The sequence below is a fragment of the Staphylococcus massiliensis genome, assembly GCF_043186315.1.
Lineage (GTDB): Bacteria > Bacillota > Bacilli > Staphylococcales > Staphylococcaceae > Staphylococcus > Staphylococcus massiliensis.
Window position 1 is genome coordinate 919,848 of the sequence record NZ_CP171119.1, and the last position, 24,624, is coordinate 944,471.

The 24,624-nt window shown below is 36.7% G+C and carries 26 protein-coding genes; 18 read left to right on the forward strand and 8 right to left on the reverse strand.

The features are described 5' to 3' along the window. Positions 1-75 precede the first annotated feature (75 nt). The 5 genes from ACF3N8_RS04240 to ACF3N8_RS04260 all read left to right on the forward strand — a co-directional run bounded on the left by ACF3N8_RS04240 (position 76) and on the right by ACF3N8_RS04260 (position 4,359). Positions 76-924 (forward strand): hypothetical protein, encoded by an 849-nt coding sequence (locus tag ACF3N8_RS04240; protein ID WP_017176779.1) that lies wholly within the window; start codon positions 76-78, stop codon positions 922-924. A 228-nt stretch (positions 925-1,152) separates the two neighbouring features. Next, positions 1,153-1,476 (forward strand): PadR family transcriptional regulator, encoded by a 324-nt coding sequence (locus tag ACF3N8_RS04245; RefSeq protein ID WP_009382922.1) that lies wholly within the window; start codon positions 1,153-1,155, stop codon positions 1,474-1,476. Further along, positions 1,469-2,029: an HAAS signaling domain-containing protein gene (locus ACF3N8_RS04250; RefSeq protein ID WP_009382921.1), complete on the forward strand. Its 561-nt coding sequence runs from the start codon at positions 1,469-1,471 to the stop codon at positions 2,027-2,029. The genes ACF3N8_RS04245 and ACF3N8_RS04250 overlap by 8 nt, the downstream gene beginning before the upstream one ends. Then, a complete protein-coding gene (locus tag ACF3N8_RS04255) occupies positions 2,026-2,820 on the forward strand; it encodes a DUF4097 family beta strand repeat-containing protein (protein ID WP_238101704.1) in 795 nt (264 codons plus the stop codon). The genes ACF3N8_RS04250 and ACF3N8_RS04255 overlap by 4 nt, the downstream gene beginning before the upstream one ends. Before the next feature lie 216 nt (positions 2,821-3,036). Continuing rightward, a complete protein-coding gene (locus ACF3N8_RS04260; protein WP_009382919.1) occupies positions 3,037-4,359 on the forward strand; it encodes a Na+/H+ antiporter NhaC family protein in 1,323 nt (440 codons plus the stop codon). A 493-nt stretch (positions 4,360-4,852) separates the two neighbouring features. Here the strand turns inward: ACF3N8_RS04260 and ACF3N8_RS04265 are convergent, their stop codons facing one another. Further along, the gene (locus ACF3N8_RS04265; RefSeq protein ID WP_009382918.1) at positions 4,853-5,467 is read right to left on the reverse strand and encodes a DNA-3-methyladenine glycosylase; all 615 of its coding nucleotides are present in this window, start codon (positions 5,465-5,467) and stop codon (positions 4,853-4,855) included. 185 nt (positions 5,468-5,652) lie between these two features. On the opposite strand from ACF3N8_RS04265, the gene ACF3N8_RS04270 reads away from it, so the two are divergent. After that, positions 5,653-6,288 carry a DUF805 domain-containing protein gene (locus ACF3N8_RS04270; protein WP_392450305.1) on the forward strand — a complete coding sequence of 212 codons (636 nt, stop codon included), beginning with the start codon at positions 5,653-5,655 and terminating at the stop codon, positions 6,286-6,288. Between the two features lie 98 nt (positions 6,289-6,386). Further along, positions 6,387-6,905 (forward strand): DUF805 domain-containing protein, encoded by a 519-nt coding sequence (locus ACF3N8_RS04275; RefSeq protein ID WP_238101703.1) that lies wholly within the window; start codon positions 6,387-6,389, stop codon positions 6,903-6,905. A gap of 70 nt (positions 6,906-6,975) precedes the next feature. Here ACF3N8_RS04275 and argF read toward each other — a convergent pair whose 3' ends face one another. Further along, on the reverse strand, positions 6,976-8,007 hold the full coding sequence (argF, locus tag ACF3N8_RS04280) for an ornithine carbamoyltransferase (protein WP_009382915.1): 1,032 nt from the start codon (positions 8,005-8,007) through the stop codon (positions 6,976-6,978). Between the two features lie 163 nt (positions 8,008-8,170). Here argF and ACF3N8_RS04285 point away from each other — a divergent pair, with 163 nt between their 5' ends. From ACF3N8_RS04285 to ACF3N8_RS04315, 7 genes are all read left to right on the forward strand, one after another. After that, positions 8,171-8,371 (forward strand): helix-turn-helix transcriptional regulator, encoded by a 201-nt coding sequence (locus ACF3N8_RS04285; protein WP_017176778.1) that lies wholly within the window; start codon positions 8,171-8,173, stop codon positions 8,369-8,371. 1 nt (position 8,372) lies between these two features. Then, entirely contained in the window at positions 8,373-8,894 is a 522-nt protein-coding gene (locus ACF3N8_RS04290; protein ID WP_009382913.1) for a hypothetical protein, read from the forward strand. Then, complete coding sequence (locus ACF3N8_RS04295) at positions 8,891-9,160, forward strand: hypothetical protein (RefSeq protein WP_009382912.1); 270 nt, start codon at positions 8,891-8,893, stop codon at positions 9,158-9,160. The genes ACF3N8_RS04290 and ACF3N8_RS04295 overlap by 4 nt, the downstream gene beginning before the upstream one ends. Positions 9,161-9,295: 135 nt before the next feature. Next, positions 9,296-10,690: a YfcC family protein gene (locus ACF3N8_RS04300; RefSeq protein WP_392450308.1), complete on the forward strand. Its 1,395-nt coding sequence runs from the start codon at positions 9,296-9,298 to the stop codon at positions 10,688-10,690. Positions 10,691-10,780: 90 nt separating this feature from the next. Further along, positions 10,781-11,680, forward strand: coding sequence for an ABC transporter ATP-binding protein (locus ACF3N8_RS04305; protein ID WP_009382910.1), 900 nt, complete (start codon positions 10,781-10,783; stop codon positions 11,678-11,680). After that, entirely contained in the window at positions 11,673-12,920 is a 1,248-nt protein-coding gene (locus tag ACF3N8_RS04310) for an ABC transporter permease (protein WP_009382909.1), read from the forward strand. Before ACF3N8_RS04305 ends, ACF3N8_RS04310 begins: the two co-directional genes overlap by 8 nt. A 118-nt stretch (positions 12,921-13,038) precedes the next feature. Beyond that, on the forward strand, positions 13,039-13,365 hold the full coding sequence (locus ACF3N8_RS04315) for a YnfA family protein (protein WP_009382908.1): 327 nt from the start codon (positions 13,039-13,041) through the stop codon (positions 13,363-13,365). Positions 13,366-13,612: 247 nt separating this feature from the next. Here ACF3N8_RS04315 and ACF3N8_RS04320 read toward each other — a convergent pair whose 3' ends face one another. From ACF3N8_RS04320 to ACF3N8_RS04335, 4 genes are all read right to left on the reverse strand, one after another. Then, the gene (locus tag ACF3N8_RS04320; RefSeq protein WP_238094148.1) at positions 13,613-14,605 is read right to left on the reverse strand and encodes a hypothetical protein; all 993 of its coding nucleotides are present in this window, start codon (positions 14,603-14,605) and stop codon (positions 13,613-13,615) included. Between the two features lie 292 nt (positions 14,606-14,897). Beyond that, positions 14,898-15,554 (reverse strand): MOSC domain-containing protein, encoded by a 657-nt coding sequence (locus ACF3N8_RS04325; RefSeq protein ID WP_392450310.1) that lies wholly within the window; start codon positions 15,552-15,554, stop codon positions 14,898-14,900. A gap of 105 nt (positions 15,555-15,659) precedes the next feature. Next, complete coding sequence (locus ACF3N8_RS04330) at positions 15,660-16,199, reverse strand: hypothetical protein (RefSeq protein WP_009382905.1); 540 nt, start codon at positions 16,197-16,199, stop codon at positions 15,660-15,662. Between the two features lie 511 nt (positions 16,200-16,710). Beyond that, positions 16,711-17,253, reverse strand: coding sequence for a hypothetical protein (locus ACF3N8_RS04335; protein WP_009382904.1), 543 nt, complete (start codon positions 17,251-17,253; stop codon positions 16,711-16,713). 267 nt (positions 17,254-17,520) lie between these two features. Between ACF3N8_RS04335 and rpiA the strand changes: the two genes are divergently transcribed. Together rpiA and ACF3N8_RS04345 are read left to right on the forward strand one after the other, a co-directional pair. Further along, complete coding sequence (gene rpiA / locus ACF3N8_RS04340; RefSeq protein WP_009382903.1) at positions 17,521-18,210, forward strand: ribose 5-phosphate isomerase A; 690 nt, start codon at positions 17,521-17,523, stop codon at positions 18,208-18,210. Between the two features lie 121 nt (positions 18,211-18,331). Continuing rightward, positions 18,332-19,744 (forward strand): alpha/beta hydrolase, encoded by a 1,413-nt coding sequence (locus tag ACF3N8_RS04345; protein ID WP_235044496.1) that lies wholly within the window; start codon positions 18,332-18,334, stop codon positions 19,742-19,744. A 94-nt stretch (positions 19,745-19,838) separates the two neighbouring features. Here ACF3N8_RS04345 and ACF3N8_RS04350 read toward each other — a convergent pair whose 3' ends face one another. Beyond that, complete coding sequence (locus tag ACF3N8_RS04350) at positions 19,839-21,062, reverse strand: CPBP family intramembrane glutamic endopeptidase (protein ID WP_238101701.1); 1,224 nt, start codon at positions 21,060-21,062, stop codon at positions 19,839-19,841. A 244-nt stretch (positions 21,063-21,306) separates the two neighbouring features. Between ACF3N8_RS04350 and hutG the strand changes: the two genes are divergently transcribed. After that, entirely contained in the window at positions 21,307-22,236 is a 930-nt protein-coding gene (hutG, locus tag ACF3N8_RS04355) for a formimidoylglutamase (RefSeq protein WP_009382900.1), read from the forward strand. Here hutG and ACF3N8_RS04360 read toward each other — a convergent pair. Further along, positions 22,214-23,107, reverse strand: coding sequence for a LysR family transcriptional regulator (locus ACF3N8_RS04360; protein WP_009382899.1), 894 nt, complete (start codon positions 23,105-23,107; stop codon positions 22,214-22,216). The two genes, hutG and ACF3N8_RS04360, sit on opposite strands and share 23 nt — an antisense overlap. A gap of 235 nt (positions 23,108-23,342) precedes the next feature. Here ACF3N8_RS04360 and ACF3N8_RS04365 point away from each other — a divergent pair, with 235 nt between their 5' ends. Beyond that, entirely contained in the window at positions 23,343-24,620 is a 1,278-nt protein-coding gene (locus tag ACF3N8_RS04365) for a YjiH family protein (protein WP_009382898.1), read from the forward strand. Positions 24,621-24,624 lie beyond the last annotated feature (4 nt).

Consider the following 24,624-nt stretch of genomic DNA (forward strand, 5'->3'; position numbering starts at 1 on the left):
TAAATAATAAAATTGTGATAAATTCAAATCGTTGAAAGTTTGTTTTATAGAAAGATATAAACGGGGGAACAAATCGTGAAGCAAGATATAAATAAATATAAACTACCAACACATGTTAAAATGTTGCATCGACAAAATGATTATCACGTTTATGCAACACCGGAAGAATTTCTTAAAGAATTGCCTGATGTTTCTACAATTACTTATTTAAAAGACAATTGGAAAACATCCATTTATGAAGATCCTAAAAACTTACTTGAACAACTTCTATTAACTACACAAATTAACGACACGCTAAAATTAGAACATATCCCAATCAGCGAACATGAACATACTTCTTTTGAACAACTTCTAAATGATTATCCAACGACGACTGTATTTAAGACGAGATTTAATATGAAAGATTATGAAGCGGTTAAAGATTACCATCTTACGTTACGTCAATTAGCACCATTTACTACGGTAATGCTGAATCACCATTATATTGATACGAGTGGTTATGATAGTTCGACCAAGCATTATGAAGTATCTGAAGTGATTAGTGCTTTTGATAATGAGCTAACTTTAGTCATGCACCCAGGTATAGCTGCCTCGAATTTAGCGATATCGAACGTGGAAGCTTTCATAATGAAAAGAGAGGTAGAACGCTTAGATGATTTTGATCTAGACATTAAAGTCATTAATTCGAATCAAGCTGAAGTAACTTTCAAATGTTTAGATGTAGAAGGGCGACCATACTTAAACTGTATGATTATGGATCCTAAGGGTAACACGCTCCTTACGCAAGAATTAGACTACGATAAACCAATTCAACTCCGTATCACGCATCCAATTGTAATGACTCCTGAAACAGAACACTTCTATGTATGTATTATAGAGTCTGAAACTGAATATATTAAACAAGAATTTGTCATTAAATTATAAATAATTCGATATACACCTTGTCATTAAGGGTAGGGCAGAGGGCTTTTAAAGTGGAAATAGGAAAGCTTTGAAAGGTATTGCCGACCACGATGATGAGGTGTATTTATGTGCAATGATAAAAATCTGTGTATTAAATATTAACCAGTACCTTGCAATGTATAATAGTGATGTGCTATATTCTATTTGAGTACTTGGTAATACACAGTACCGGAAAACGAGGTGTAACGATTGAATATTCAATATAAGAAAGGCGCTTTAGAATTAATTGTGTTATTAATCATCAAAAATGAGCCTCAATATGGGTATTCGCTTGTTCAGTCAATCGGGCGACATATGACGATTGCTGAAGGAACGGTGTACCCACTTTTAAGGCGTCTCGTTAAAGACGACGTGTTACAAACTTATTACCAACCGTCATCTGAAGGTCCTCAACGAAAATACTACGACCTTACAGAAAAGGGACGCGAGCGTTTAGAAGCACGTTTAGTTGAATGGGAATCATTTATTGAGATTGTAGACATTTTCATAAAGGAGGCAAACGCGAATGAATAAAGAGGCTTATTTAGCCACATTACGAAATCATTTAAAGCATATCAGTGAAGATGAAAAGAACGACATAATCGATGAATATCATATACATTTCTTAGATGGGATGCGGGATGGTAAGTCTGAAGCACAGATCTCGGAAGAACTTGGTCACCCTAAAGATATTGCTAAAGAAATGAATGCATCTATGGCTGTCGAACGCGCACATGAAAGTGGTAAGGTTGGTGATGTCGGAAAAGCAATTATCGCGACGATCGGACTAGGCGTGCTGAACTTTTTCGTGATTACGATACCGTTTATGTTTATCGTCGGTATATTGTTTACGATTGCATCGATGAGTGTAGGCTTTGTAACCGCGCCATTATTTATGATATTAAAGGGAGCTACGGATGGCTTTAACAATCTTATGCCTTTAGAAGTCTACGTTTCTCTAACGATGTTTGGCATAGGGCTTATATTCCTAGTGATCGCGATTAAAGCTATTAAATCATTTATTAAACTATGTGTTCGATACTTGAAGTGGAATATTGATCAGTTTAAAAGGAGTACGAAGGCATGAGAAAATATTTAAAGATACTATTAATCATAGGACTTATCATCACTGTTGTATTCGGAGCTTTGACGTTCTATGAAGTGAAGAAAATGAGTGAAGATCATGGCGTCACTAAGAAGAAAAGTAAATCGTTCGATGAACCGATTCATGGGTTAGATATTGATACGATCTCTGCAGATGTTGAGATAAGAAAAGGCGATCGCTTTAAGGTTGAAACCATGCTTAATGATAAGGTTACGAAATTTAGCACAAAAGTTGAAGATAAAACGTTGAAGGTAGAAGAAGATTCAAGCTTCCATGTAGAATTTGACATCTTTGGTAAAACTAATCGCAACAAAGTTATCGTTACTGTTCCAGAAACAGAATTGGAGAAACTTAAGCTAGAGTCAGATTCGGGTGACGTTAAGATTAAAGGCATTCGATCTAAAATGTCTGAAATAGATGTTGATTCAGGCCGTGTGACATCAGAACACAATAAATTAGGAAATTCTTTAATTCATATCGATACTGGCGACTTTATTTCTAAGAAAACGACTTACACACGCTTAGACACTTATACGAACACAGGTACAATTCGTATAGAAGATATGACACCTGATATTTATGCGAGTGCAGAAACGGATACAGGTGAAATCGATATTACGTATGATGAATTACCTCAAAATACACAATTTGATGCGCGTTCCGGTGTTGGCGATGTTTCCTTTGAAAATGATGCGCTTAAAGATAGACGTAGTGGTGACGGAAAGTATCTATTTAAATTAGTAGCCGATACAGGCGAAATTCGAATTAAATAAGGTTGATGGAGTGAGGCGTGAGCGCCTCACTTTTTTAGTTTAATCAACGGGAAGTAACGCTTTATAAGGGCTTTTCAAGGGGGAGCGAAAATAAATATTAAAGTTTTTAGAACTTTAAAAATATATTTTCAATAATTGGAATTAAACAAGAACCTTGTATTATATCTAAAAAAATGTATAATTCTGATAGTAATAATATGAATAGGAGAAATGAAAATGTCTAACGAATTACGCAGTAAAAAACAGTATGGTGCTTTAGCGTTACTTCCGTTAGTGATTTTTTTAGTGCTTTACATTGGCGTAGGGTTGTTTTTTACGATAATGGGTAGTGAAGATGCTTTTGACAAATTGCCTAGATATGTCGCGATATTTATAGGTATTGCAATCGCCTGGTTATGTTATGACATTAAGACGCCTTTTACTAAAAAGGTTAAGGTATTTACAGAGAATGCTGGTAACTCAGGCATTGTGCAACTTGGATTAATCCTGTTATTAGCTGGCGCGTTCTCGACTGCCGCTGGTGAAATGGGTGGTAAGGATGCCATGGTGAACATGGGATTATCAGTGATTCCAGCGAGCTTGATTATTCCAGGGATATTCATTATTAGTGGTTTCGCCGCGTTAACACTAGGTACGTCGACTGGCGCCCAAGCAGCCTTTATTCCTGTAGGTGTTAGTGTCGCACAGGCTGCTGATTTAAATGTTGCAGCTGCAGGTGCTGCGGTAATAGCAGGTGCATACTTCGGCGATAACTTATCGATTATTTCGGATACGACGATTGCTGCGACGAATGGTGTTGGCGCGAAGATGAAAGATAAGTTTAGAATGAACTTTCTGATTGCGCTACCTGCAGCAATAATTACCTTTATCATTTATGCGGTAGTTGGCGGTACTGGTAATATTAAAGGTGACTTAAGTTTCAATTTCTTAGATGTGTTACCGTATCTATTTGTGTTGGTAGCAGCAGTTTTTGGTCTGGACGTTATTCTTGTACTCATGATCGGTATTGTGATGACGGGGATTATCGGAATTGCTGAAGGTAAGCTTGATTTCTTCCAATGGACGAGTGCGCTTGGTAAAGGTATGGAAAGTATGTTTCCAATCTTCTTAGTCGCATTCTTAGTTTCTGGTTTAGTAGCCTTAATCCGTTATTACGGCGGTATTGATTGGGTCATCAAGACTATGAAATCTAAGGCCCGAAATCGTAAGAGTGCTGAATACGTCATCAGTTTCATGGCAGGTATTCTATCCGCGTCACTTGTTCATAATGTGCTTGCGATTATTATTTCTGCACCTATTGCAAAAGAAATCGGTCAGGAGTACAAAGTGCCACCGAAGCGAATGGCAAGTCTACTTGATATCTTTGCGGCAAGTGCTTTGATGTTGTTACCGCATGATAGCGGCATGTTAATGGTTGAACAATATGGTAAAGTTTCATATTTAGAAGTACTTCAATACTCTTTCTATCCTTTAGTATTGATGATATGTGCGATTATAACCATCCAGTTTGGTTTACTTCGCAAAAAGGAAAATAAGTAAGTATAAAAAGTGGAACCTGCTAGAGTGGGTTCCACTTTTTTTGTGGGTAGTGAGGTGTTGGCATTGAATTTTGTAGGAGGGCGCATTTGAGTGATTTGAAACTTGATGGTGAATCCGTAATCAAGTCTCAGAGCCTTTGAAACTTGATGGTGAATCCGTAATCAAGTCTCAGGGTGTTTGAAACTTGATGGTGAATCCGTAATCAAGTCTCAGAGCCTTTGAAACTTGATGGTGAATCCGTAATCAAGTCTCAGGGTGTTTGAAACTTGATGGTGAATCCGTAATCAAGTCTCAGGGCATTTGAAACTTGATGGTGAATCCGTAATCAAGTCTCAGGCCATTTGAAACTTGATGAGCGAGCCGTGATCGAGTCTCAGAGCCATTGAAACTTGATGAGCGATCCGTTATCAAGTCTCATCCACCATTCAAAGTTTCACTAAAGGGCTTTTCAGAAAGTGAAGTAAAGGAATATGGTGGTCAGCGTCTCATACATCTATTTCCAAGTATCTTTGGCGTCGATCATATCGCGTTTCGGACGACGTGAGACATAAGGGTTCCCTTTAACGGTGAAACGAAGCGGTTTATCCGTCCATTCACCTTTATTAGGAATGCCAATTCGAGCATCAGCTACGATTTCTTTAGGATATCGACGGTTTTCTTCATCTATATAAAATGGGCCGGCATTGATTGGCGTGCCATCTAAACTTTGCTTGATGTTCATAGCTTTCGTCAATTTACCTGGACCATTTGTGATATCATAGCCTGTCTTATTTCGATTCAACGACATCTCTTCAACACCTTCATCAGGTTCAATTCCACGGATCAATATACCATGAGGTACATCTTCGTCTTGAGCTACGAAATTGATAAGTAAATGTGTATGCATCACATGCGCATAAATTGTGCCGCCTTTACGATATAGCGACTCGACTCGCGGTGTTCGGCGACCGTTGTAACTATGCGACGCGCGGTCAATCGTCCCGAGATACGCTTCTGTCTCAACAATAAAACCGCTAAATCTCGTGCCTGATTCAGGATCGATATAAATAATCTTAAGGCCCAGTAAGTCCTTAGCTATCGTTTCAGTGTCTCTTTCAATAAAATCCATGACGTTCACTCCTTGTTAGAATAACTTTATCATTAATTTAAATGGACTTAAATACTGATATCATTGCTTTATTAAACAATCTAAAATTATAATTAATTATAAAAGTGTTTTAATTTTTTAGTTATATGATACGATGTACTTATATTTCAAAATTACAGAAATTTTTAAAAAGAAGGAGAGACTTTATGAAGAAGGACGTAGGGTTTTTAGAAGCGTTTAAATTATTTTGGACGAACTATTTTAATTTTAGAGGAAGAAGTCGTCGAAGCGAGTATTGGTATGTCGCACTATGGTTTATCATTATACATATCGCTTTTATGTTCGTTACAATTATTAGTTTCATTATTAATCCGATATTAGGAATTCTAATGGGAATCATTTGGGGACTATTCACATTAGGGTCTTTTATACCGAACTTAGCATTATTAGTTCGACGATTCCATGATGTAGGATTTCCAACTTGGGTGCCAATCGGGTTGTTTATATTTAATTTTCTTGTCGGCGTAGGAACAAACGTCGTTCAAGTCGTTATAGAGAAAAATTATACGCCTGAAAATTTTCCAATCGGTCTCGCGATTTTCATGATGGTGTTTGGTTTACTAAGTTTCGTACTTAGCATTTTCTCTCTCGTCGTGACGATTCTTGATTCTAAGAAAGGCACGAACAAATACGGTCCTAATCCGAAAGCAATCAATCATTACGACAATCGCTATGACGGTGATGGCTATAGTGACAACCAGCGTGATTTAAACGATCGTTTTCATGGTGATGCTTCTTCTGAAAAGCCCCACGAAAATAATCAAGACAAATATCATTACTAATTCTTAAGTGGCTTGAAAATTATCGAGCCACTTTTAATAATTCCATCAAGGAGGCGCTTAAAATCGAAAGAGATATAGGATTTTTTGAAGCACTTGTATTGTTTTTCAAAAACTACTTCAACATTAAAGGTAGAAGTTCTCGAAGTGAATTTTGGTACATGGTCATATGGGCGATATTGTTTACAATTGCGTTAACTGGTATTTCTATTTTAGTTTCCGAAATGTCATTTAATTCTATGAACGACAGAATTTTAGAGTTTATAATCTCACTCATATTCATTTTCTTAACAATTCCGGCGTTCACACTTAGTGTGCGACGCTTTCATGATGTAGGTTGGTCGATGACTATTCCAATTATGATACTCATTATATCTTTAATAGCAAGGTTCTTCGGGTTCTTCATAGAATTATCGTCAGGATTTGGTTTTACACAAATTGAAAAAGCAGTTACTGCACTCAGTACACCAAATTTTGATTATTTAAGTGGTGCATTTGGATTAATTCTAAGTAACCTATATTGGCTGCTTACGATAGCTATCTTTATTGTCGCGATATATAAATCGCAAAAGGGTCCTAACAAGTACGGTCCAAATCCTAAAGAAGATTTCGGGTTTTAAGCTTCAATTAAAAAAGGCGAACTCAACACATCGAGAGTTCGCCTAATTTTTATTCATAAAATATGCAATTTTAATAAATATCTCCAAGTGTCGCAGCCATGACTGATTTTATCGTATGCAGACGGTTCTCTGCTTGATCGAAGACGACTGAATGTTTACTTCTAAAAACCTCATCTGTGACTTCAAGTTCCTTCATACCAAACTTTTCATAGAAGGCTTCGCCCATTTCGCTTTTCAAATCGTGACAAGCAGGAAGGCAGTGTAAGAAGAGCACATCTGGATTCTTCGTTTGATCTATCATAGATTGGTTCACTTGATATGGTTTAAGTAGTTCAATACGCTCTGCAACTACGGATTCATCCTCACCCATAGACACCCAGACGTCAGTGTACAACGCGTCAGTACCTTGAACTGCTTCCTCGATATCGTCTGTAATAAGGATATGACTTCCAGATTCGCTCGCAAAGCTTTTGGCCTTTTCCACAACGGAAGCTTTAGGTTGTAAAGCAGTAGGTGCAGCAATATGAATGTTGACACCGAGCAGACTGCCCGCAATTAATAATGAATGCGCAACGTTGTTTCGACTATCTCCCACGTAAGTGAGCGTTTTGCCTTTCAATGCACCGAGCTTTTCTTTAAGGGTCATAAAGTCAGCTAACATTTGAGTCGGATGCCAATCATCCGTTAAACCGTTCCACACGGGAACACCTGAATGTTGCGCTAAATCCTCAACGTCTGATTGTTTAAAGCCACGATACTCAATACCGTCGAACATTCTTCCAAGCACTTTAGCCGTATCTTCAGCCGATTCTTTCGTACCAAGTTGTAAATCCTTTTCACCGAGAAATTGTGGGAAAGCACCCATGTCTCGCGCGGCAACAGTGAACGCACAACGTGTACGCGTCGAAGGTTTCTGAAAGATAAGCGCGATGTTTTTACCTTCAAGATAACGATGCGGAATGTGTCGTTGCTTTTTATCTTTTAACTCCATTGAAAAGTCAATTAAAGTTAGTAGTTCATCACCTGTATAATCCATCGTTTTTAAAAAGCTTTTACCTTTAAATTGATTAAGTTGGTGTAATGAAGTTGTGTAAGTTGTCATAATATCCACTCCAATAATACCAGTTTGAATTTATATAGAGTATAAACGACTAAATATTCTAAATCAAGTATTAATATACAATTACGAACGAAAGTTGACAGTCTATCAGATGTCATATATATTGTACATGTAACATATATGTGACATTTGAAGAGGTGGCATTTTGAAACAGGTTAACCATGTGAAAAAGTATCGAGGCGCGCGCGGCCTCTCTCAGTTAGAACTAGCGAAACGAATAGGTGTCTCTAGACAAACGATTAACTTAATTGAAAATGATAAGTATAATCCATCATTAAATTTGTGTATAAACATCGCGAAGACACTTAATGTAACTTTAGACGACTTATTTTTAGAAGGTGATTAATATGGCGAGCTATCGTTTAAGTGATTTTACGAAAGATCAATCGGGACTAGATGAATATCAACGTACTATGGGCACGAAGATAATTGGATTCGTTGAAACGTTGTTAGTAGTGGCTTTATTTATAGTGTGGTATATCTCAGTTATCACATCGATTGCGACAGCAACAATGTCACTCACGCCGATTCTATTAACAGTAATCTTCTTTATAGTAGGCGCACGAGCGGCAATTCATAGTGACTTTGTGACACAACGTAAGAAAGTTGTGGCGAGTGAAGCGGAGAAAGAAGCATATATTCAACGTCGTAAACGTATCAGTATTATCGGTGGTGTCTTGGTTTATCTATTTATGGTTATATCAATGATGATTATGATGTTTACTTTAAAGGTGAATGTATGGAATGCTTTTATTCAAATAACCGGATCCTTTGTAATCTTTTACCTACCTTTAGCGTATTCATCAACTAAACAACTGCGTAAACAAGTCAAAGTAGATGCTGATGGAATTGGTGGTGTTGAGGCATGAAGATCATAGATTTTGTTTACAACTCACTTCTTGAAAATGACAAACGTGATGAACTTGAACGTTTGAAATTATTTAAACTCAAAACGATTACGTATCTCATTCTATTTTATAGTGTGCTCCTTACGGCAGTACTTGATTTAGCATTACAACTTATTCTACATCAAAGTATTGTAATGCCAATCATTTTAATCCTATTATTGTTAGGTTCATATGTAACCATTCGTATATTGTTCTATCGAAATGGCATATCCCTAAAGAAAGAATAAATACTTAGTTATCCGGTAAAGTACAATCTTTGCCGGATTTTTTATTTTGAAAAAGGGAAAGGTTAAATGAAATTAGTTTTTGAAATATTCTAACAATTTTTGTAAGATAAGGTAAAAGCTTAAAGGGGAAAATTTATGGAGAAAAAAGATAAGAAGTTTCAGCTCAAAACGCCTCACACATACGCGTTACTGCTCATGGTTATCGCCTTATCTGTCGTGCTAACGTACGTGATACCTGCAGGCACCTACGACCGTGTTAAGGAAGGGGATCAAACGAAAGTAGTGCCAGGTTCTTACCAACACGTAGATCAGCAAGCCGTACCAGGCATAGATATGTTTCGTTCGATTCCTGAAGGTTTAATTTCAGGAGCGGATATTGTATTTTACATCTTTTTAGTAGGGGGCGCATTCGGCATTGTCCACCGTACTGGTGCTATTGAAGCGGGTGTTAATAAAGCGATGCGTTCTTTAGGTAAATCTAAAGTGTTAATGATTCCGCTCACGATGTTGTTGTTTTCTGTGCTGGGCTTTTCAATTGGGTTGGCGGAGGAGACCATTATCTTTGTGCCAATCGGTATTATAATTGCGCGCGCACTTGGCTATGACGCGTTAACGGGTGCTGCGATGGTGATACTTGGTGCATCAAGCGGATTTATTGGGGGGATGTTGAATCAGTTTACGGTCGGTGTGGCACAAAAGGTTGCGGAAATTCCGATGTTCTCAGGTTGGGGACTGCGTTCAATTATTTATCTCTTTATCGTGTCTGCGGCGATTCTTTATGTCATGATATATGCGAAACGCATTAAAAAGGATAAGATGAAGAGTTATGTTTATCACCTTGAACAAACACCTGAAGCACAGTCTCAACAAATGGTAGATAAAATTCACTTCTCAGTGAGGCAATTACTGAGTTTACTGATACTTGTAGCGGCCATTGTCGTGAACGTATTTGGTATCTTTAACTACGGTTGGACGTTCAACGAAATGAGTGCGAACTTTTTATTAGCAGGTATTATCGCAGGATTTGTCGGTGGCCTTGGCTTTAATGGTACGTTTGATGCATTAATTGAAGGTATGAAGTCCGTGTTGTATGGTGCGATGATCGTAGGATTTGCGAAAGGTATTGTTGTGATACTTGAGAATGGTAAGATTATCGACACGATTGTGTTTGGTATGACGTCACTTCTTGAAAATTTACCTGGCGCAGTAACGGTACTTGCGATGTTTATCTTGCAATTTATGCTTAATTTCTTTATTCCTTCAGGTTCGGGTCAAGCTTTGACGACGATGCCATTAATGGTACCGATTTCAGATATTCTCGACATCAATCGACAAATTACCGTTCTCGCTTTCCAATATGGTGATGCGATTAGTAATAGTTTATTCCCAACATCGGCAGTACTTATGGGGGCGTTAGCCGTTGCCGGTATTTCATATGTAGAATGGCTGAAATTTGCTTGGCGTATTATCCTAGGTTGGGTCGTAATTTGTGGATTAGGTATGACAATAGCATTGTTAATTGGTTATTAATTTTAAAGTAAAATTTATATTCTTTTAACTAAAAAGTCCTCAATTATTATATACTAAGAGTAATGCAATTAAAGTAAGGAGTGTATATGCATGACGTTATCTGTTCAAAGTATCTCGAAAACGTTTGGGGACTTTAATGCTGTTGATGATATTTCATTCGAATTATCTGAAGGTCGCATGCTTGGTTTCTTAGGACGTAATGGTGCTGGTAAGACAACGACGTTTAGAATGATTCTTGGATTGTTAAAACCTACGTACGGTAAAGTAACTTATAAGGGACAGAAAGTAGATAAACACTTATATGATTCAATAGGTTACTTACCTGAAGAAAGAGGACTTCATACAAAACATACCGTTGAAGAAGAGTTGGTGTATCTAGCTACGCTTAAAGGTATGCCTAAAAAGGAAATTAAAAAAGCTTTAGACGTATGGCTTGAACGCTTTGAAGTGACGGAACATCGTACGAAGAAAATCGAAGCGTTATCTAAAGGTAACCAACAAAAGATTCAATTGCTGGCAAGCTTAATTCATAAACCAGAATTACTTATTTTGGATGAGCCGTTTAGCGGACTTGACCCAGTTAACGTAGAGCTTTTAAAAAAGGCGGTCATTGAATTGAATGAAGCGGGGACGACGATTATCTTTAGTTCGCATCGTATGGATCATGTTGAAGAGTTATGTGACGATGTTGCGATTATTAATAAAGGTCAATTAGTTGTATCAGGTTCGATTAAGGACGTTAAAAATGATTTTGGTCATAAAAAGATTGTGATTGAAGGCGAACATACATATGAGGATTTAGAAGCGTTGCCTGGAGTTGTGGACCTTTCACAAAGTAAACGTGTTACAGAGGTGCTTATTGAAGACGAAGCGGTAGCGGAGCAGGTCTTCCAAGCGGTCGTAGCGAAGGGCTATGTGAAACGTTTCCAAGTTATCGAACCATCGCTCACTGACATCTTTATTCAGAAAGTAGGTGAGGTTCATGAGTAAGTTTCTCGCGACATTTAAACTCACTTACATTAAAAAGATTAAAACGAAGTCGTTCGTCTTGATGACGTTATTAATGATGGTGTTAATTTTGGTAGGTGCAAATATTGATAAAATCATTAAAGCATTTAACCCGGGTATGGGCGAAGTAGGTATTGTTACGCAAGATAAAGATCTATACAAACAACTTAAGGCAGCTGAAGAAAAGATTGATGACAATGCTAAAATTCAGTATGTGAACTCAGCTGAAGCGGCTAAAGAGAAAGTTAAAGATAAGGATTTAGATACGGCATATATTATTGAAGAAACAAAAGATCACGCGTTGAAAGGAACGATTGTAGGGCGCCAAAACGCAGATCCAGGCGATAAGGCGAAATTACAAGGCATCTTAACGACGTTCCAACAACAACGTATGAGCCAAAGTTTAAATATCAAACCTGATAAAATGCAGAAGTTGTTATCTCAAAGCCAGGTAGATGATCTCAAGGTTTCAGAAGATGATAAAGAAACTGAACGTGATTCGAGTGAATCTTTCTTTATCACTGGATTTGTCTATGTCATCGTGTTCTTAATGTTCTTTATCATTATCAATTATGCGAGCCAAATCGGTATGGAAGTAGCTAATGAGAAGACGTCACGTGTTATCGAAATGGTTATAACGAGTGTGTCTCCAATTGCGCATGTGCTATCGAAGATACTCGCGATTATAGCGGTCGCGTTTACACAACTACTGCTTATCGTAGCTACGATGGTATTTAGTTACTTCGTGTTTGACTTAAGTAGCCTGTTTGAAACACTTGATCTTAAAGTTGGTCCGGATGCCGTTAAAGTCATGATTTATGGTGTTATATTCTTTATCTTAGGTATCATCAGTTTCATATTCTTAGCAGCAATGCTTGGTGCAATGACGGCTCGTATTGAGGATGTTGGTCAAGCGATTGCGCCGATGACGTTAATTCAAGTAGGGGCTTTCTACATTGTAATGTTCAACCTAGCAACACCGAACTCTCTTATTGCAAAGATTACAAGCTTTATACCGTTATTCTCGCCGTATGTCATGTTCTTAAGAAGCTCGAGTCCAGATACACCGTTTTGGCATGTTTTAGTCGGTATGATTATTTCACTCATTACGATTGCCGTCTTAATGTTCTTAACGATGAAAGTGTATAAAGACGCTGTATTATCATTTGATAAAGGTTTATTTGCTTCAATTAAGAGACTTTGGAAAAATAAAAACGCATAAGTGATTGCGTCATTTGTTATTTGAACGTGAGAAACTGTTTGCATGAATGTGCAGGCAGTTTTTCTTATTATAATGGTAAGATATTTAAAGGGCTTTTCAGGAGGTGACAAAGATGTCAGTGATTTATCCAATCGCGGTATTTATATTGGCTGGATTATGTGAAATAGGTGGCGGTTACCTCATCTGGTTATGGCTACGCGAAGAACAAAGTATGTTGTTCGGTTTAGGTGGCGGTATACTGCTGATATTGTATGGTGTTGTTGCAACGATGCAAGTATATCCGACGTTTGGACGTGTTTATGCAGCTTATGGCGGCGTATTCATCGTCATGAGTTTAATTTGGGGATTCGTCGTTGATAAGGAAGTTCCCGATAAATTTGATGTGATTGGTGCCGTAGTTTGTATCGTTGGGGTGCTAATTATGGTATTACCACATCGAGGTTAAGTCGTTAAGGTTGATTGTGCGTTGGCGTAATTTATGTTACGGGTGTAAAATTAAAGAATCGAGACAAAATAAATTTGATTAATTAATTTGATACAAAAAATTTCCCTTAACAGCTGACTCCTAGGGGAGTAGCGTGCGTCTGGAGACTACAGGCTCCAGCCACGCCCCAGGAAAGCATGCTGTTTAAGGGAAATGCTTAATATAGCAGTGTTAATGCTATGACTTTTGATAGTTGCAATATTTCATTCTATTTAATTTTATTACCTTGAGCGTCTAATTTCACGATTGGCTTACCTTCTTCTTTTTTGTATGTACCCACAATTTCAAGGTTTTGATCACGGTAGTTTACCGTCCAACTCGTGATGCCGTTATGCCACTTAACATTATCCCAGATGTATTTTTCCGTATCGATAGGCTTGCCTTCGAATTTATTAATCATGTCATAAACTTGAGTGCGCGCACGTGTCATTGTTGCTGTACTTTCTTCAGCCTTATATTTTTCTGCAGTTTGTTCATTTTCGAGAGGGTTTTGGTTACTAAATTCTACTTTTTGAGCTAATTCATTAAATGATTTTAATTGTTTATTATCTTGATATAACTGATTTAAATCAAGTTCTTTACCATTTTTCAATAATTCTTGATATGAGCCCGGGCTTTGTGAGCCAGCGATAAAAGCTTTATCCTTTCCAATACCAATCTTCGTAGCGAAAGGCTTTTTAGGTGGGTACACCGTATAGAATTTCATATCCTTCGGCGCTCCAGGTATTGGGTTCATTTTAATTAAATGTAATTTATAAAGTTGTTTCTTTTCAGGTGGATTCGAGTAATGTTGTTCGAAGATACCTGTAAGAATTTCTCTTTTCGATAATGTAAATTCTGATGCTTCATCGGCTGAGAACACGAGCGCAGCTTTCTGAGCAGGCGATAAGTTACTTACGCCTTGATCTTTTTTCTTGTCGTCAGCAGCTTTTGATTCAGTTGCTTGATCTGATTCAGATGCCTTCTCTGATTCTTTAGTTTCGTCTGATTTCGACGTTTCTTCAGTTTTAGCTTCCTTATTATCTTCAGATGACTTAGATGATTTTGATTCTTCTGTCGCTTTGTCTTTCGATTTTTCTTCACTTTTAGGTTCGCTTTGTTTCTGATTCTCGTCTTTATCAGATTGCTTACTTTCAGTTCCGCCGTCACACGCAGTCGTAAAGATAAATAATGTGCTTAACAACAGTATGAGTCTTTTCATGAATGGTCTCCTTTATCATATTTTAATTTTAAGGTGAAGCTATTTTTTATAATAACATAATATTTAAAAGGTTTTATCAAATTAATTATCTTATTTCTATTTTTATTACACCTCTTGAAAAGCCCTTTGAGAAAGAGGCGCTTAAGAAGGTTTTAGGAAGTGATTTTAGATTATAGGGATTTAGGAAATTGAGGTTGTTACAAAGACTGAAGTAAACAATGTAATAAGGAAGCCATGTTACAAAGACTGAAGTAAACAATGTAATAAGGAAGCCTTACGTACCTCTAATCGTCTACTTTTTAGCCTTCGCTAGGCGCTTTTCCAAAGTTTGACGACGTTCATCCGTAATATACGGATTTCTAAGCGCATACTCTAATTTCACGATATTCTTACGGTCGACATAAAAGACATCATTTATATCTGCTATTGATAAACGTGTAGCAGGTTCAGCTTCTTTAACCAATTTCATATGATCATCAGGCTTAACATGTCCTTCTTGAATAACACGCATATAGCAACCCGTTTTACCAGTTTGAGACATGCGTTTGACTAAGTCTTTGACACCGTACAAGCTTTGAATTTTCCAACAAGGTTCACGAATCTCAGAAACTTCGATAATAGCCTCTCCAAGTTGGTATTGGTTACCAAAGTAAAGATCAGATTCATCGATTTTTTCAATAGTTAAGTTCTCACCAAACATCGCATATTCAGGCATAGGATCGATATCCGCTTGCCACATGTGATAGTTATGTTTACTAAAAATACACACATCTTTATCTGGACCACCATGACTATGATATTGCTGTTCGTCTTCAACGAACCCTGTCTTTGATAAAAACATTGATTGTTGAATAGGCTTTTTCATAATGGCAGACGACATTGCCTTATCTTGACCATAGGGCACTTCGTTGATTTTACCAGTAGAAATGGCGATAATTTGATAGTTCATACGATTACCTCCGGACGTTTAATTACTAGTATCGTATCATTACGCCAGATAAATTTCAGTATTAAAAAAAGAGCGAGACCAGAGTCCCGCTCTTATACATTAAACTTATGCCCAACCTACATGACCTAAACCAACTATAGTGACTTCCCCGTCAAGTACTGCAAATTTAATTTGATTACCATTAAAATTATAGGCATAATCACCATTATCTTTAGAAATTTCTCCTCCTGGACCTGGATTGTCAGGGTGGAATTCATAATCTTCACCATATGCGTTAATAATATCTTCTTTCGTAAGTTGACCTGGTGCCACTCTGAACGTTGTTTTATCAGGTCGATTGTCTTCATCCACAAATGCAAAATCTTGGTCATATACTTGCTTACTCACTATATTTCCGTCTGACTCTGCATCTTGTAAGTTAACTTTATATCCATTAAAAGTAATGTTGTTATATTTCGCTGCGCGTACAAAGTCAGGATCTACAACAAAACTAGCATTGTTTTCAACATAACCATTATATTCATACCAAGGCGTTACGGCCTCTTCTTCTTGAGCTTGTGCCTCTTGTGAAATTCCCACCCCAGAAGCAAGTAAAGTACTAAACGTAATTCCAGTGGCTGCGACTATTTTTGTTAATTTTTTCATAGTATTTTAACCCCTTTAATTTTATTTAGCTTACACTTAAAAGATTACAAAACTATAAGTAAAAGTACAACTCATATACTCTGAATATTGTGAATATTAGCATAATTTTTGTTATTATTATTCCTAATAGCTATAACTTTAACTTATATGAAACTTTTTGATTTATATTAAATGATGTGAAAGTATGCAACTTACTAGTTGGATTAAATAGCTATTTTTAAAAGAGAGGCTGGGACATTATACTACAATTCCCTTAAACAGCTGGGGCATGGCCGGAGCCTGTAGTCTCTAAAGCCCAACACGTCTTTTCAATACGTGAGTTGGACTTACAAAGTAGCATAGCTACTTTGTACCATGCTCAAGCCCCAGCTTGCATAGCTTGATAATTTGCTTACGCAAATTTCCGTGCTGGGGCCCCGCCCTCTGAGTCAGCTATTTTGAGAATTGTAGGGAATAAAGCTTAATTGCTCTATTTAACGACTTATGTCCCAGCCTCTCAAAGACAAATGTATTAAACCCAGGCAGTAGATCCTAAGCCAACAACTTCAACGTTTCCATTAGTAATACGGAATGATACATTATTACCATTTAAATTGTAAGTATATGTTCCATTTACTTTATATGCGTCGCCATCAGGAGTATGGTAGGCAGGTGTAAATTCATAGTTAGTACCGTAGGCTTTAAAAACGTCTTTCTTAGTTAATTGACCTTCATCTAGTACGATAGTAGTTCCATCCGGGCGTTTATCCTTATCAAAGAATAAGAATTGTTGATCGTATTTAGAATCAAATTTACTAGAAGTTTCTTCTACGTTATATGCTCCTAAATTTAACTTATAACCATTAAGTGTTACGTTATTATATTTAACTGCGCGAACGAAGTCTTGGTCTACAAGGAATCCAGCGTTATTACCAGCATTACCATTATATTCATACCAAGGTGTAACTGATTGCGTGTCTTGAGCGTGAGCGTCATTGTTAAACGTCATTCCAGTTGCGAAAAGTGAACTAAATGCAATTCCAGTGGCTGCGACAACTTTAATCATCTTTTTCATATTATCTTAACCCCTTTAACTATATTTAGCTTACGGGTATTACATTACAGTAACGTTACAAATATTACAACAGTTTTACCATCTAAAACGACTAAATTCTTAATACATATAATTAATGACTTTTCAAAAAGTGATAAAATTTACTTATTATAAAAAGTATTTAAATTATAAATGAATGGTATTACGCTTATTTACAATAACACTATATAACTACGCTTGAGTGATGTACAATAAGTTTATAAAGAATCGTATGAGGAGGATTTCAAGATGGATGTTAATGCTTTAAAGGAAATGACGTGCGATGAAGCGGTCAAATATATTAAAGATGGTATGGTTTTAGGTATCGGAACGGGAAGTACGATTGAATTGTTAGTACCTAAAATTGCAGCATTACAAGAGCAGTCCATTTATGTAACAGGTGTCTGTACGTCTAAACAAACGAAAGCACAAGCCGAAAGTTTAAATATTCCGATTAAAGAAGTGAACGACGTGACGCATATAGACCTTGCGATCGATGGTGCTGACGAAGTTGACCCTGACTTAAACCTTATAAAAGGTGGTGGTGGCGCTTTATTCAGAGAGAAAGTTATCGATGAAATGGCTGACCAATTTATCGTACTTGTTGATGAACGTAAACGCGTTAATTACCTTGGAGAAACATTTAAATTACCAGTTGAAGTCGATCCATTTAACTGGGTGCACGTTCAAAGACATATCGCTTCATATGAAGGCGTGACGCCTGAACGCCGTGAACAAGATGGAGAACCTTTTGTGACGGATAATGGTAATTATATTCTTGACCTTGCTCTCTCTGAAAAGATTGATCCTAAAGCATTACACGAATATTTAATTCATTTAACAGGAGTTCTTGAAACAGGATACTTTATCGACTGTGCAACTCAAGTCATTTATGGTACAGAAAATGGTGTTGAGGAAGTATTTAAGGAAAGTAATTAATCGAAAATAATAAGGGTATATCACAAATAAATTATGATGTTCGAAGCATCCAAGTAAGTGCGTCACACTCAACCTTAATGTATGTTAGGAGCAAAGTCTTATGAATTCAAGAGTCAACACGATGTCTCGGTCTTTTGGATTACTTCTCATATTACTCATTGCGGCTCACCAATTTCTAATCAACAAGCATCTCACGTTAGGTATCATTACCATCATTGTCTTACAACTCGGTATGTACATGATGAGAGGGTTGATGTCTAAGCGTGTTCGAAACGCCTTAATTTTAGCGATTATCTTTTTTACGTTTACGGACGTAGTTTGGATTGTTACGAACCACATTGCATTTTGGGTGTTGTCACAAGTCACCCTAATGTTTATCGCATTCGGTTTATTAATTTTTGGTCTTTTCATTCAGAAAAATGAACGTGGTAAATTAAGGTTTGTTATCGAAGAAACGTCGAAAGGTATTGTATTTGCGATTGTTTCACTTGCGACGATATTGCTTTTCGCGGGGAGCTTCAACTCGCAAATCTTTAGTATTGTGACGCAGAAAATTATGGGTGAGAAGAACTATATTCAAGCTGAAGAGAGCATCTCAGTTATTAATGGTAAATATAAATTAATTAGCGATGTTCAATATGATTCGGATAAACCGCGTAGTTACATGGATATTATGACAAAAAACGGGAAGGTCGATCCTGATAGACCAACGTTCTTTTACATCCATGGTGGCGGCTGGGTTGCTGGGGATAAGATGGAAGGTGACCCGCATTCTGAGACGAATGATAGTAACTTATTGTATCAATATAAGAAGATGGTTGATGCAGGTTATAACGTTGTAACGATCAACTATCCACTTGCACCGCAGTACCATCATCCTGTTCAAGTTCAACAAGTGTCCGATGCAATTTCCTTCTTAAAGGACTATGGTAAAGGCTACGGCATAGGTACGGATAAAATCGTGATGTCTGGTGGTAGTGCTGGTGGCCAACTTGCAGCGGAATTCGTTACGATTCAAGCGAATCCTGAATACGCGAAGATGGTTAAAGTTAAGCCAGTCATTTCTTTAGATAATATCAAAGCACAAGTTTTAGAGGTACCGATGTTAGACCCAGTACGCAATCACAAAACGGATCGCGAAAATATACTCAATGATTATATGTTTGGTCAATACTTTAGTGCCTACGTTGACCAACCGCTTGTTGTGTATCGTTCTAAATTAAATAAGAAATTGAATCTTATTGAATATATTAATGAAGACTTTCCACCAACATTTTTATCAGATGGTAACTTTGGTTCCTTCTCAGACCAATCTAAAGATTACTTTGTGTCACTCAGTCAAAATGATGTTAAGGCAGATATTTATATACCTGACATAGATGAAGGCCGAGCAGGTCATGGTTTTATGGGGGATATTGATTCCAAAGAAACACAGACCTTTACGAAGAAGAAATTAGAATTCTTGAATTCGATTGATAGCTTAAATACGAAGAAAAATAAACAACGCGAAGAAAAGCGTGAACGAGCCCAATAAACGCTGCGTTTCAAATTGAATACACAAAAATAAGCCCTAGTCTAGGTCACTTACCTTAAAGGTTAAAGTGCTTAGTACTAGGGCTTGTTTCATCTTATCGCTTGTTTCTAAATGGACGACGTCTTCTTAACTTACTTTTCTTTGATGTTTCAGGTTGCGCATCTACTTCAGGATGTTGGTCTTGAGTAACCTTTGAAGAATATGGACGACGCTCGTTAAATTTCTCATCGAGGTCTTGATTGAGTTTACGTTCATCTCGATCTGAAATATCGTCTTGTTGCCAACTATCATGCGTTTGGGCTTGGAAGTCATCTTGAGCAGGATCACGATCGTGAGTTTCGTCATAACGTTCATGATACGCATGTTGAGGTTCCTCACGTTTATCATATCTGTCTTGATAGTGTGCTTCCGAGCGACGGTTTGAGTAATCGTAACGGTCCGTTTCATCAAGTTCATCGGTATCATACGTACGTTTATGTTGGTAATCCGTATTTAAACTTTCATCATAAGAACCTCTAGCACGTCTTTGTTTCGCTTTATTTTTACCATATTTGAAAAGCCTTATAAGCATATTAATGATAATGTAAATTAAAGCACCAGCTAAGGTTGTTAAACTTAAAAGCTTGATTGAGAATAATTCGCCTGTTTCTTCACTAAAGAAGAAAATTTGTCCAATTGCCATTAACGTATGGAATACTGTCGCAATATAGATCGTACGACCTTTCGTATCACGAATTAATTCACCGGCAATTAATGAAAAGGCGAAGTAAAATAAGAAATTGTACATCGCAAATGTTAAACCAAATGACGTCACAGTAAACCAAAGTGCGTATATCACACCGACGATAATCGAAGCGATAAAAGTATAAACCTTTTGTTCAACGATATGTTGTAAATAAGAACGAAAACCAAATTCTAGTAAAAAGGCTGTCGCAAGTTGGCCTAGGAATAATTGCCATAAAGGTACGGATAAGTCCTTTGCTTGTAATAAAATAAAACTATCTGCATATGTATTAGATAAGACCATTCCGATAATAAATATGATTAGAGGTAGTAAAATCGCGAGTAATAGGCGTTCAATTACTTTCAAGTTAATACCTAATTTTAAATCACCAAGTTGAATGCGCTTATGTTTGAATACTAATATACATATTAATGAAGCAATAAATGGTGCGAATGACAGTATACTAAATACGAATTTCTTTGTCGTAATAAGGTCTTGAAAGTCTTTTAAAATAAGTGGAAGTCCAAACGTTATTACGAAAAAGACAAATATTGTCATAGCCCATTGAAAGCCTGAGATGCGCTTTTTAGTCATAGTAAATCCTCCAAATCTCTAAATGCAATATATTATAATCGCATAATGATATTATAACGACGAAATGTTTGTAAATAAATTAGTTATGGGTAATTATCATTGAAATGTAATAAAATAACAACCAGATTGAAAAAATGGTGTTCTTTATAAAGTGCCAAAGGTGCGCGTATGGCGTATTTGATTTTAAATATCGTCACCATTTATACTTAATCTGAGGGCTTAAATAAAGGGAGGATGTTAGGTAATGTATCAACAAGCAGAATCAAAACTTTGGAATGGGCGTTTAGATAGTGAAACAGAAGAACGTCATTTCAGATTATTCCAAACAGTGAACTTTGAAGATATCAACGCGGCAGAAGATCACAAAGAAGATGGTATTGGTATATTAGGTTACGCGATTGATAAAGGTGTTGAATTAAATAAGGGGCGCGTTGGCGCTAAAGAAGGTCCTGACGCGATTCGAAAGGCCTTTTCAGGATTGCCAATCCTAGATAAAAAAACAGTTACTGACTATGGTAATGTGTATCATGATCGCGATGAATTAATTGATACGCAAAAAGAGTATGCAGATTACGTTGAGAAATCAATGGCGCATAATAATTTCACGTTCTTAATTGGCGGTGGCCACGATATCGCTTACGCACAGTATCTTGGTGCACGTAAAGCGAACCCTGATGCATCAATTGGTTTCATTAATATCGATGCGCATTTCGATAACCGTAAAGAAAAGCATTCGACATCAGGTACTTGCTTTAGACAAATTCTCGATAACGACGATAATGCGGATTACTTTGTATTAGGTATCCAACAAAGTGGTAACACGCAAGGATTATTCGACTATGCTGAGGAAACGAACACTGAATTTGTGACAGCTGATGAATTACAAGGCCAAATCGCGCCACCAATTAAAGATAAAATTGAATTATTCATGCAAAATCATGACATTGTATTATTTACACTTTGCATGGATGTTATTGACAGTGCATACGCACCAGGCGTTAGTGCACCTGCAGTTCTAGGTTTAACGCCAAATATTGTTCTTGAATTAGCAAAACGTATTACGGCGTCAGACAAAGTAAATACAATGAGTATTGCTGAAATGAATCCAACATATGATGTAGATAATCGTACAGCTAAATTAATTGCGAACATTATGCATCATGTGATGTATTAGATTTCATGTCCCAATACTCACGACATAGATTAACTAAGGAAAGCACTTGTTCAGAGTGCTTTCTTTTTTTGAGGTAATTAATGTAAATTGTACGCTTTAGGTTTGGACGCATGCGTAAAGTCTTCAGTTTGCTTGTGTTAAACGATTGATAGTAGACACGCGGGATAACGGCATATCCTAAATGTTGATGAACAAAGTTCGTTGCTGCTTCAAAGCGATCGACTTCCATGACAATGTTCGCGCGGATATTAAGTCGTTTAAAGTAATCATTTAAGTGCTTTCTGACACGGTATTGCTTATTTGGCAAAATGAGTGGCAAATTCTTGATTGAAATTGAACGTTGGTTAGGAAATTTATCTTCTGGCATCACGATGACATAATCTTCTTCATATAACGGGATAGATGTGATATCTTCGTGCTTAATTTGGTCATTCGTTAATCCGATATGAATATCAAACTTGAGTAATTGCTGAATTGTTATTTCTGGGTCTAAAACTTCTGATATTTGGTAATGTTGATCAGGGAATGATTGACGATGTTTATGAATGACTAATGGTACCCAACGGCTCGTCGATTCTAAGATAGACATTTTAATTTTAGGGTCATGGCTAAAGTTAAGGTCGTGCATCTTTTCTAAAGTTTGATGATATTCTTGCACGAGTTCAGTCGCATAGTTGTAAAATTGAATCCCTTTTTCTGTAATTTTGATTGCTTTCGTTGAACGCGTGAGCAATTCATAGCCTAAATCTTCTTCCATCTTCTTAATTGTTGCAGTTAAAGAAGGCTGACTAATATGTAGAAACTGCGCAGCTTTAGTAAAACTATTATATTTCACGATTGCGATAAAGTATTCCAGTTGAATGATCTTCATATATCTTTACTCCTATTATCAAAATATCGTTCCAATTATCTGTCAATTTCAAAAATTCCAATAAATACAGGCGTTTTAATGCGTTTTTAAAATCCCTAAACTATAGGTTTTTAGGGGTGTTAATAGACTTAACCTATAAATAATTAGTTTATTTATATTAGTTAGCTATATTTTATCATATTATAATAGAGAAGGAAGTGGGATGGTACTTAACACAAAGGGGTGTATTAAGTACATGTGGAAATTTTTTGTATATAGTTTTATAGGTATCTTATTCTTCTTTGTTCCTATGGAAATAGGTGGAAAGAACTCAATCTTAATTGATCACTTAGTTACGTTGATCAGGAATACAGTAGGGCCGGTATTACCGTACTATATTTTATTACTTTTAATACTTGGTGCTATTTATCCAATCGTAACAGGTCAATGGAAGAAAACGACTACCGAGAAGATATTTACATTCTTCAAAATCTTAGGGGTAATCATCGGATTTATGGTCGTGTTTAAGGTAGGGCCTGGATTTGTTTTAAATCCTAAGATAGGACCTTTCCTATTTGAAAAGCTAGCGCTACCGCTTGGTGTATTAATTCCTGTAGGGGCAATATTCTTATCACTACTTGTAGGTTATGGCCTACTCGAATTTATCGGTGTTTTATGTCGTCCATTTATGCGACCAGTCTTTAAGACGCCTGGTAAATCTGCAGTAGATGCTGTAGCGTCCTTCGTTGGAAGCTATTCAATTGGTTTACTTATTACGAATAGAGTATATAAAGAAGGTCACTATAACCACAAGGAAGCAGTCATTATTGCGACAGGATTTTCAACGGTTTCAGCTACATTTATGATTATTGTTGCAGAGACACTCGGAATCTTAGAACATTGGAATTTATATTTTTGGTTAACGCTCGTTATCACATTCGTAGTAACAGCAATTACAGTACATATCCCTCCAATCAGATTTGAATCAACAAGCACATACGACAACGTACCTTATCAAAAGGAAATAAAACAAGACATGTCTTTACTTAAAGAAGCATGGGAAGAAGCTAAAATCGCAGTTAAAAACAGTGCATCTTTATGGGAGAACGTTAAAACCAATTTAAAAGATGGTGTTGTTATGACAATTGCAATTATCCCATCAATCATGTCAATTGGTTTCTTAGGGTTAGTAATCGCTGAATACACACCGATTATTAAGTATATCTCTTATATTTTCTACCCGTTCTTAATGTTCTTTCCGATTGATGATGTATCAACTTTATCTCAAGCAGCAACGCTTTCAATCATTGAAATGTTATTACCTGCGGCGGTTGCAGGTAGTGCCGATTTAGCAATTCGTTTCACAGTAGGTGTGATGAGCGTATCTGCCATTATCTTTTTCTCAAGTGTTGTACCAGTTATTATGTCAACGGACATTAAAATCTCGGTATGGAAGCTTGTTGTGATATGGTTTGAACGCGTTATTTTAACTTTATTAATCACATTACCAATAGCATTACTTATTTTTGGGTAACACA

Excerpts from the sequence above, each read along its gene's own strand:
- ACF3N8_RS04250 (WP_009382921.1), top strand. The coding sequence starts at position 1,469 with ATGAATAAAGAGGCTTATTTAGCCACATTACGAAATCATTTAAAGCAT.
- ACF3N8_RS04255 (WP_238101704.1), top strand. The coding sequence starts at position 2,026 with ATGAGAAAATATTTAAAGATACTATTAATCATAGGACTTATCATCACT.
- ACF3N8_RS04260 (WP_009382919.1), top strand. The coding sequence starts at position 3,037 with ATGTCTAACGAATTACGCAGTAAAAAACAGTATGGTGCTTTAGCGTTA.
- ACF3N8_RS04265 (WP_009382918.1), bottom strand. The coding sequence starts at position 5,467 with ATGGATTTTATTGAAAGAGACACTGAAACGATAGCTAAGGACTTACTG.
- ACF3N8_RS04270 (WP_392450305.1), top strand. The coding sequence starts at position 5,653 with ATGAAGAAGGACGTAGGGTTTTTAGAAGCGTTTAAATTATTTTGGACG.
- argF (WP_009382915.1), bottom strand. The coding sequence starts at position 8,007 with ATGACAACTTACACAACTTCATTACACCAACTTAATCAATTTAAAGGT.
- ACF3N8_RS04290 (WP_009382913.1), top strand. The coding sequence starts at position 8,373 with ATGGCGAGCTATCGTTTAAGTGATTTTACGAAAGATCAATCGGGACTA.
- ACF3N8_RS04295 (WP_009382912.1), top strand. The coding sequence starts at position 8,891 with ATGAAGATCATAGATTTTGTTTACAACTCACTTCTTGAAAATGACAAA.
- ACF3N8_RS04300 (WP_392450308.1), top strand. The coding sequence starts at position 9,296 with ATGGAGAAAAAAGATAAGAAGTTTCAGCTCAAAACGCCTCACACATAC.
- ACF3N8_RS04305 (WP_009382910.1), top strand. The coding sequence starts at position 10,781 with ATGACGTTATCTGTTCAAAGTATCTCGAAAACGTTTGGGGACTTTAAT.
- ACF3N8_RS04310 (WP_009382909.1), top strand. The coding sequence starts at position 11,673 with ATGAGTAAGTTTCTCGCGACATTTAAACTCACTTACATTAAAAAGATT.
- ACF3N8_RS04320 (WP_238094148.1), bottom strand. The coding sequence starts at position 14,605 with ATGAAAAGACTCATACTGTTGTTAAGCACATTATTTATCTTTACGACT.
- ACF3N8_RS04325 (WP_392450310.1), bottom strand. The coding sequence starts at position 15,554 with ATGAACTATCAAATTATCGCCATTTCTACTGGTAAAATCAACGAAGTG.
- ACF3N8_RS04330 (WP_009382905.1), bottom strand. The coding sequence starts at position 16,199 with ATGAAAAAATTAACAAAAATAGTCGCAGCCACTGGAATTACGTTTAGT.
- ACF3N8_RS04335 (WP_009382904.1), bottom strand. The coding sequence starts at position 17,253 with ATGAAAAAGATGATTAAAGTTGTCGCAGCCACTGGAATTGCATTTAGT.
- rpiA (WP_009382903.1), top strand. The coding sequence starts at position 17,521 with ATGGATGTTAATGCTTTAAAGGAAATGACGTGCGATGAAGCGGTCAAA.
- ACF3N8_RS04345 (WP_235044496.1), top strand. The coding sequence starts at position 18,332 with ATGTCTCGGTCTTTTGGATTACTTCTCATATTACTCATTGCGGCTCAC.
- ACF3N8_RS04350 (WP_238101701.1), bottom strand. The coding sequence starts at position 21,062 with ATGACTAAAAAGCGCATCTCAGGCTTTCAATGGGCTATGACAATATTT.
- hutG (WP_009382900.1), top strand. The coding sequence starts at position 21,307 with ATGTATCAACAAGCAGAATCAAAACTTTGGAATGGGCGTTTAGATAGT.
- ACF3N8_RS04360 (WP_009382899.1), bottom strand. The coding sequence starts at position 23,107 with ATGAAGATCATTCAACTGGAATACTTTATCGCAATCGTGAAATATAAT.
- ACF3N8_RS04365 (WP_009382898.1), top strand. The coding sequence starts at position 23,343 with ATGTGGAAATTTTTTGTATATAGTTTTATAGGTATCTTATTCTTCTTT.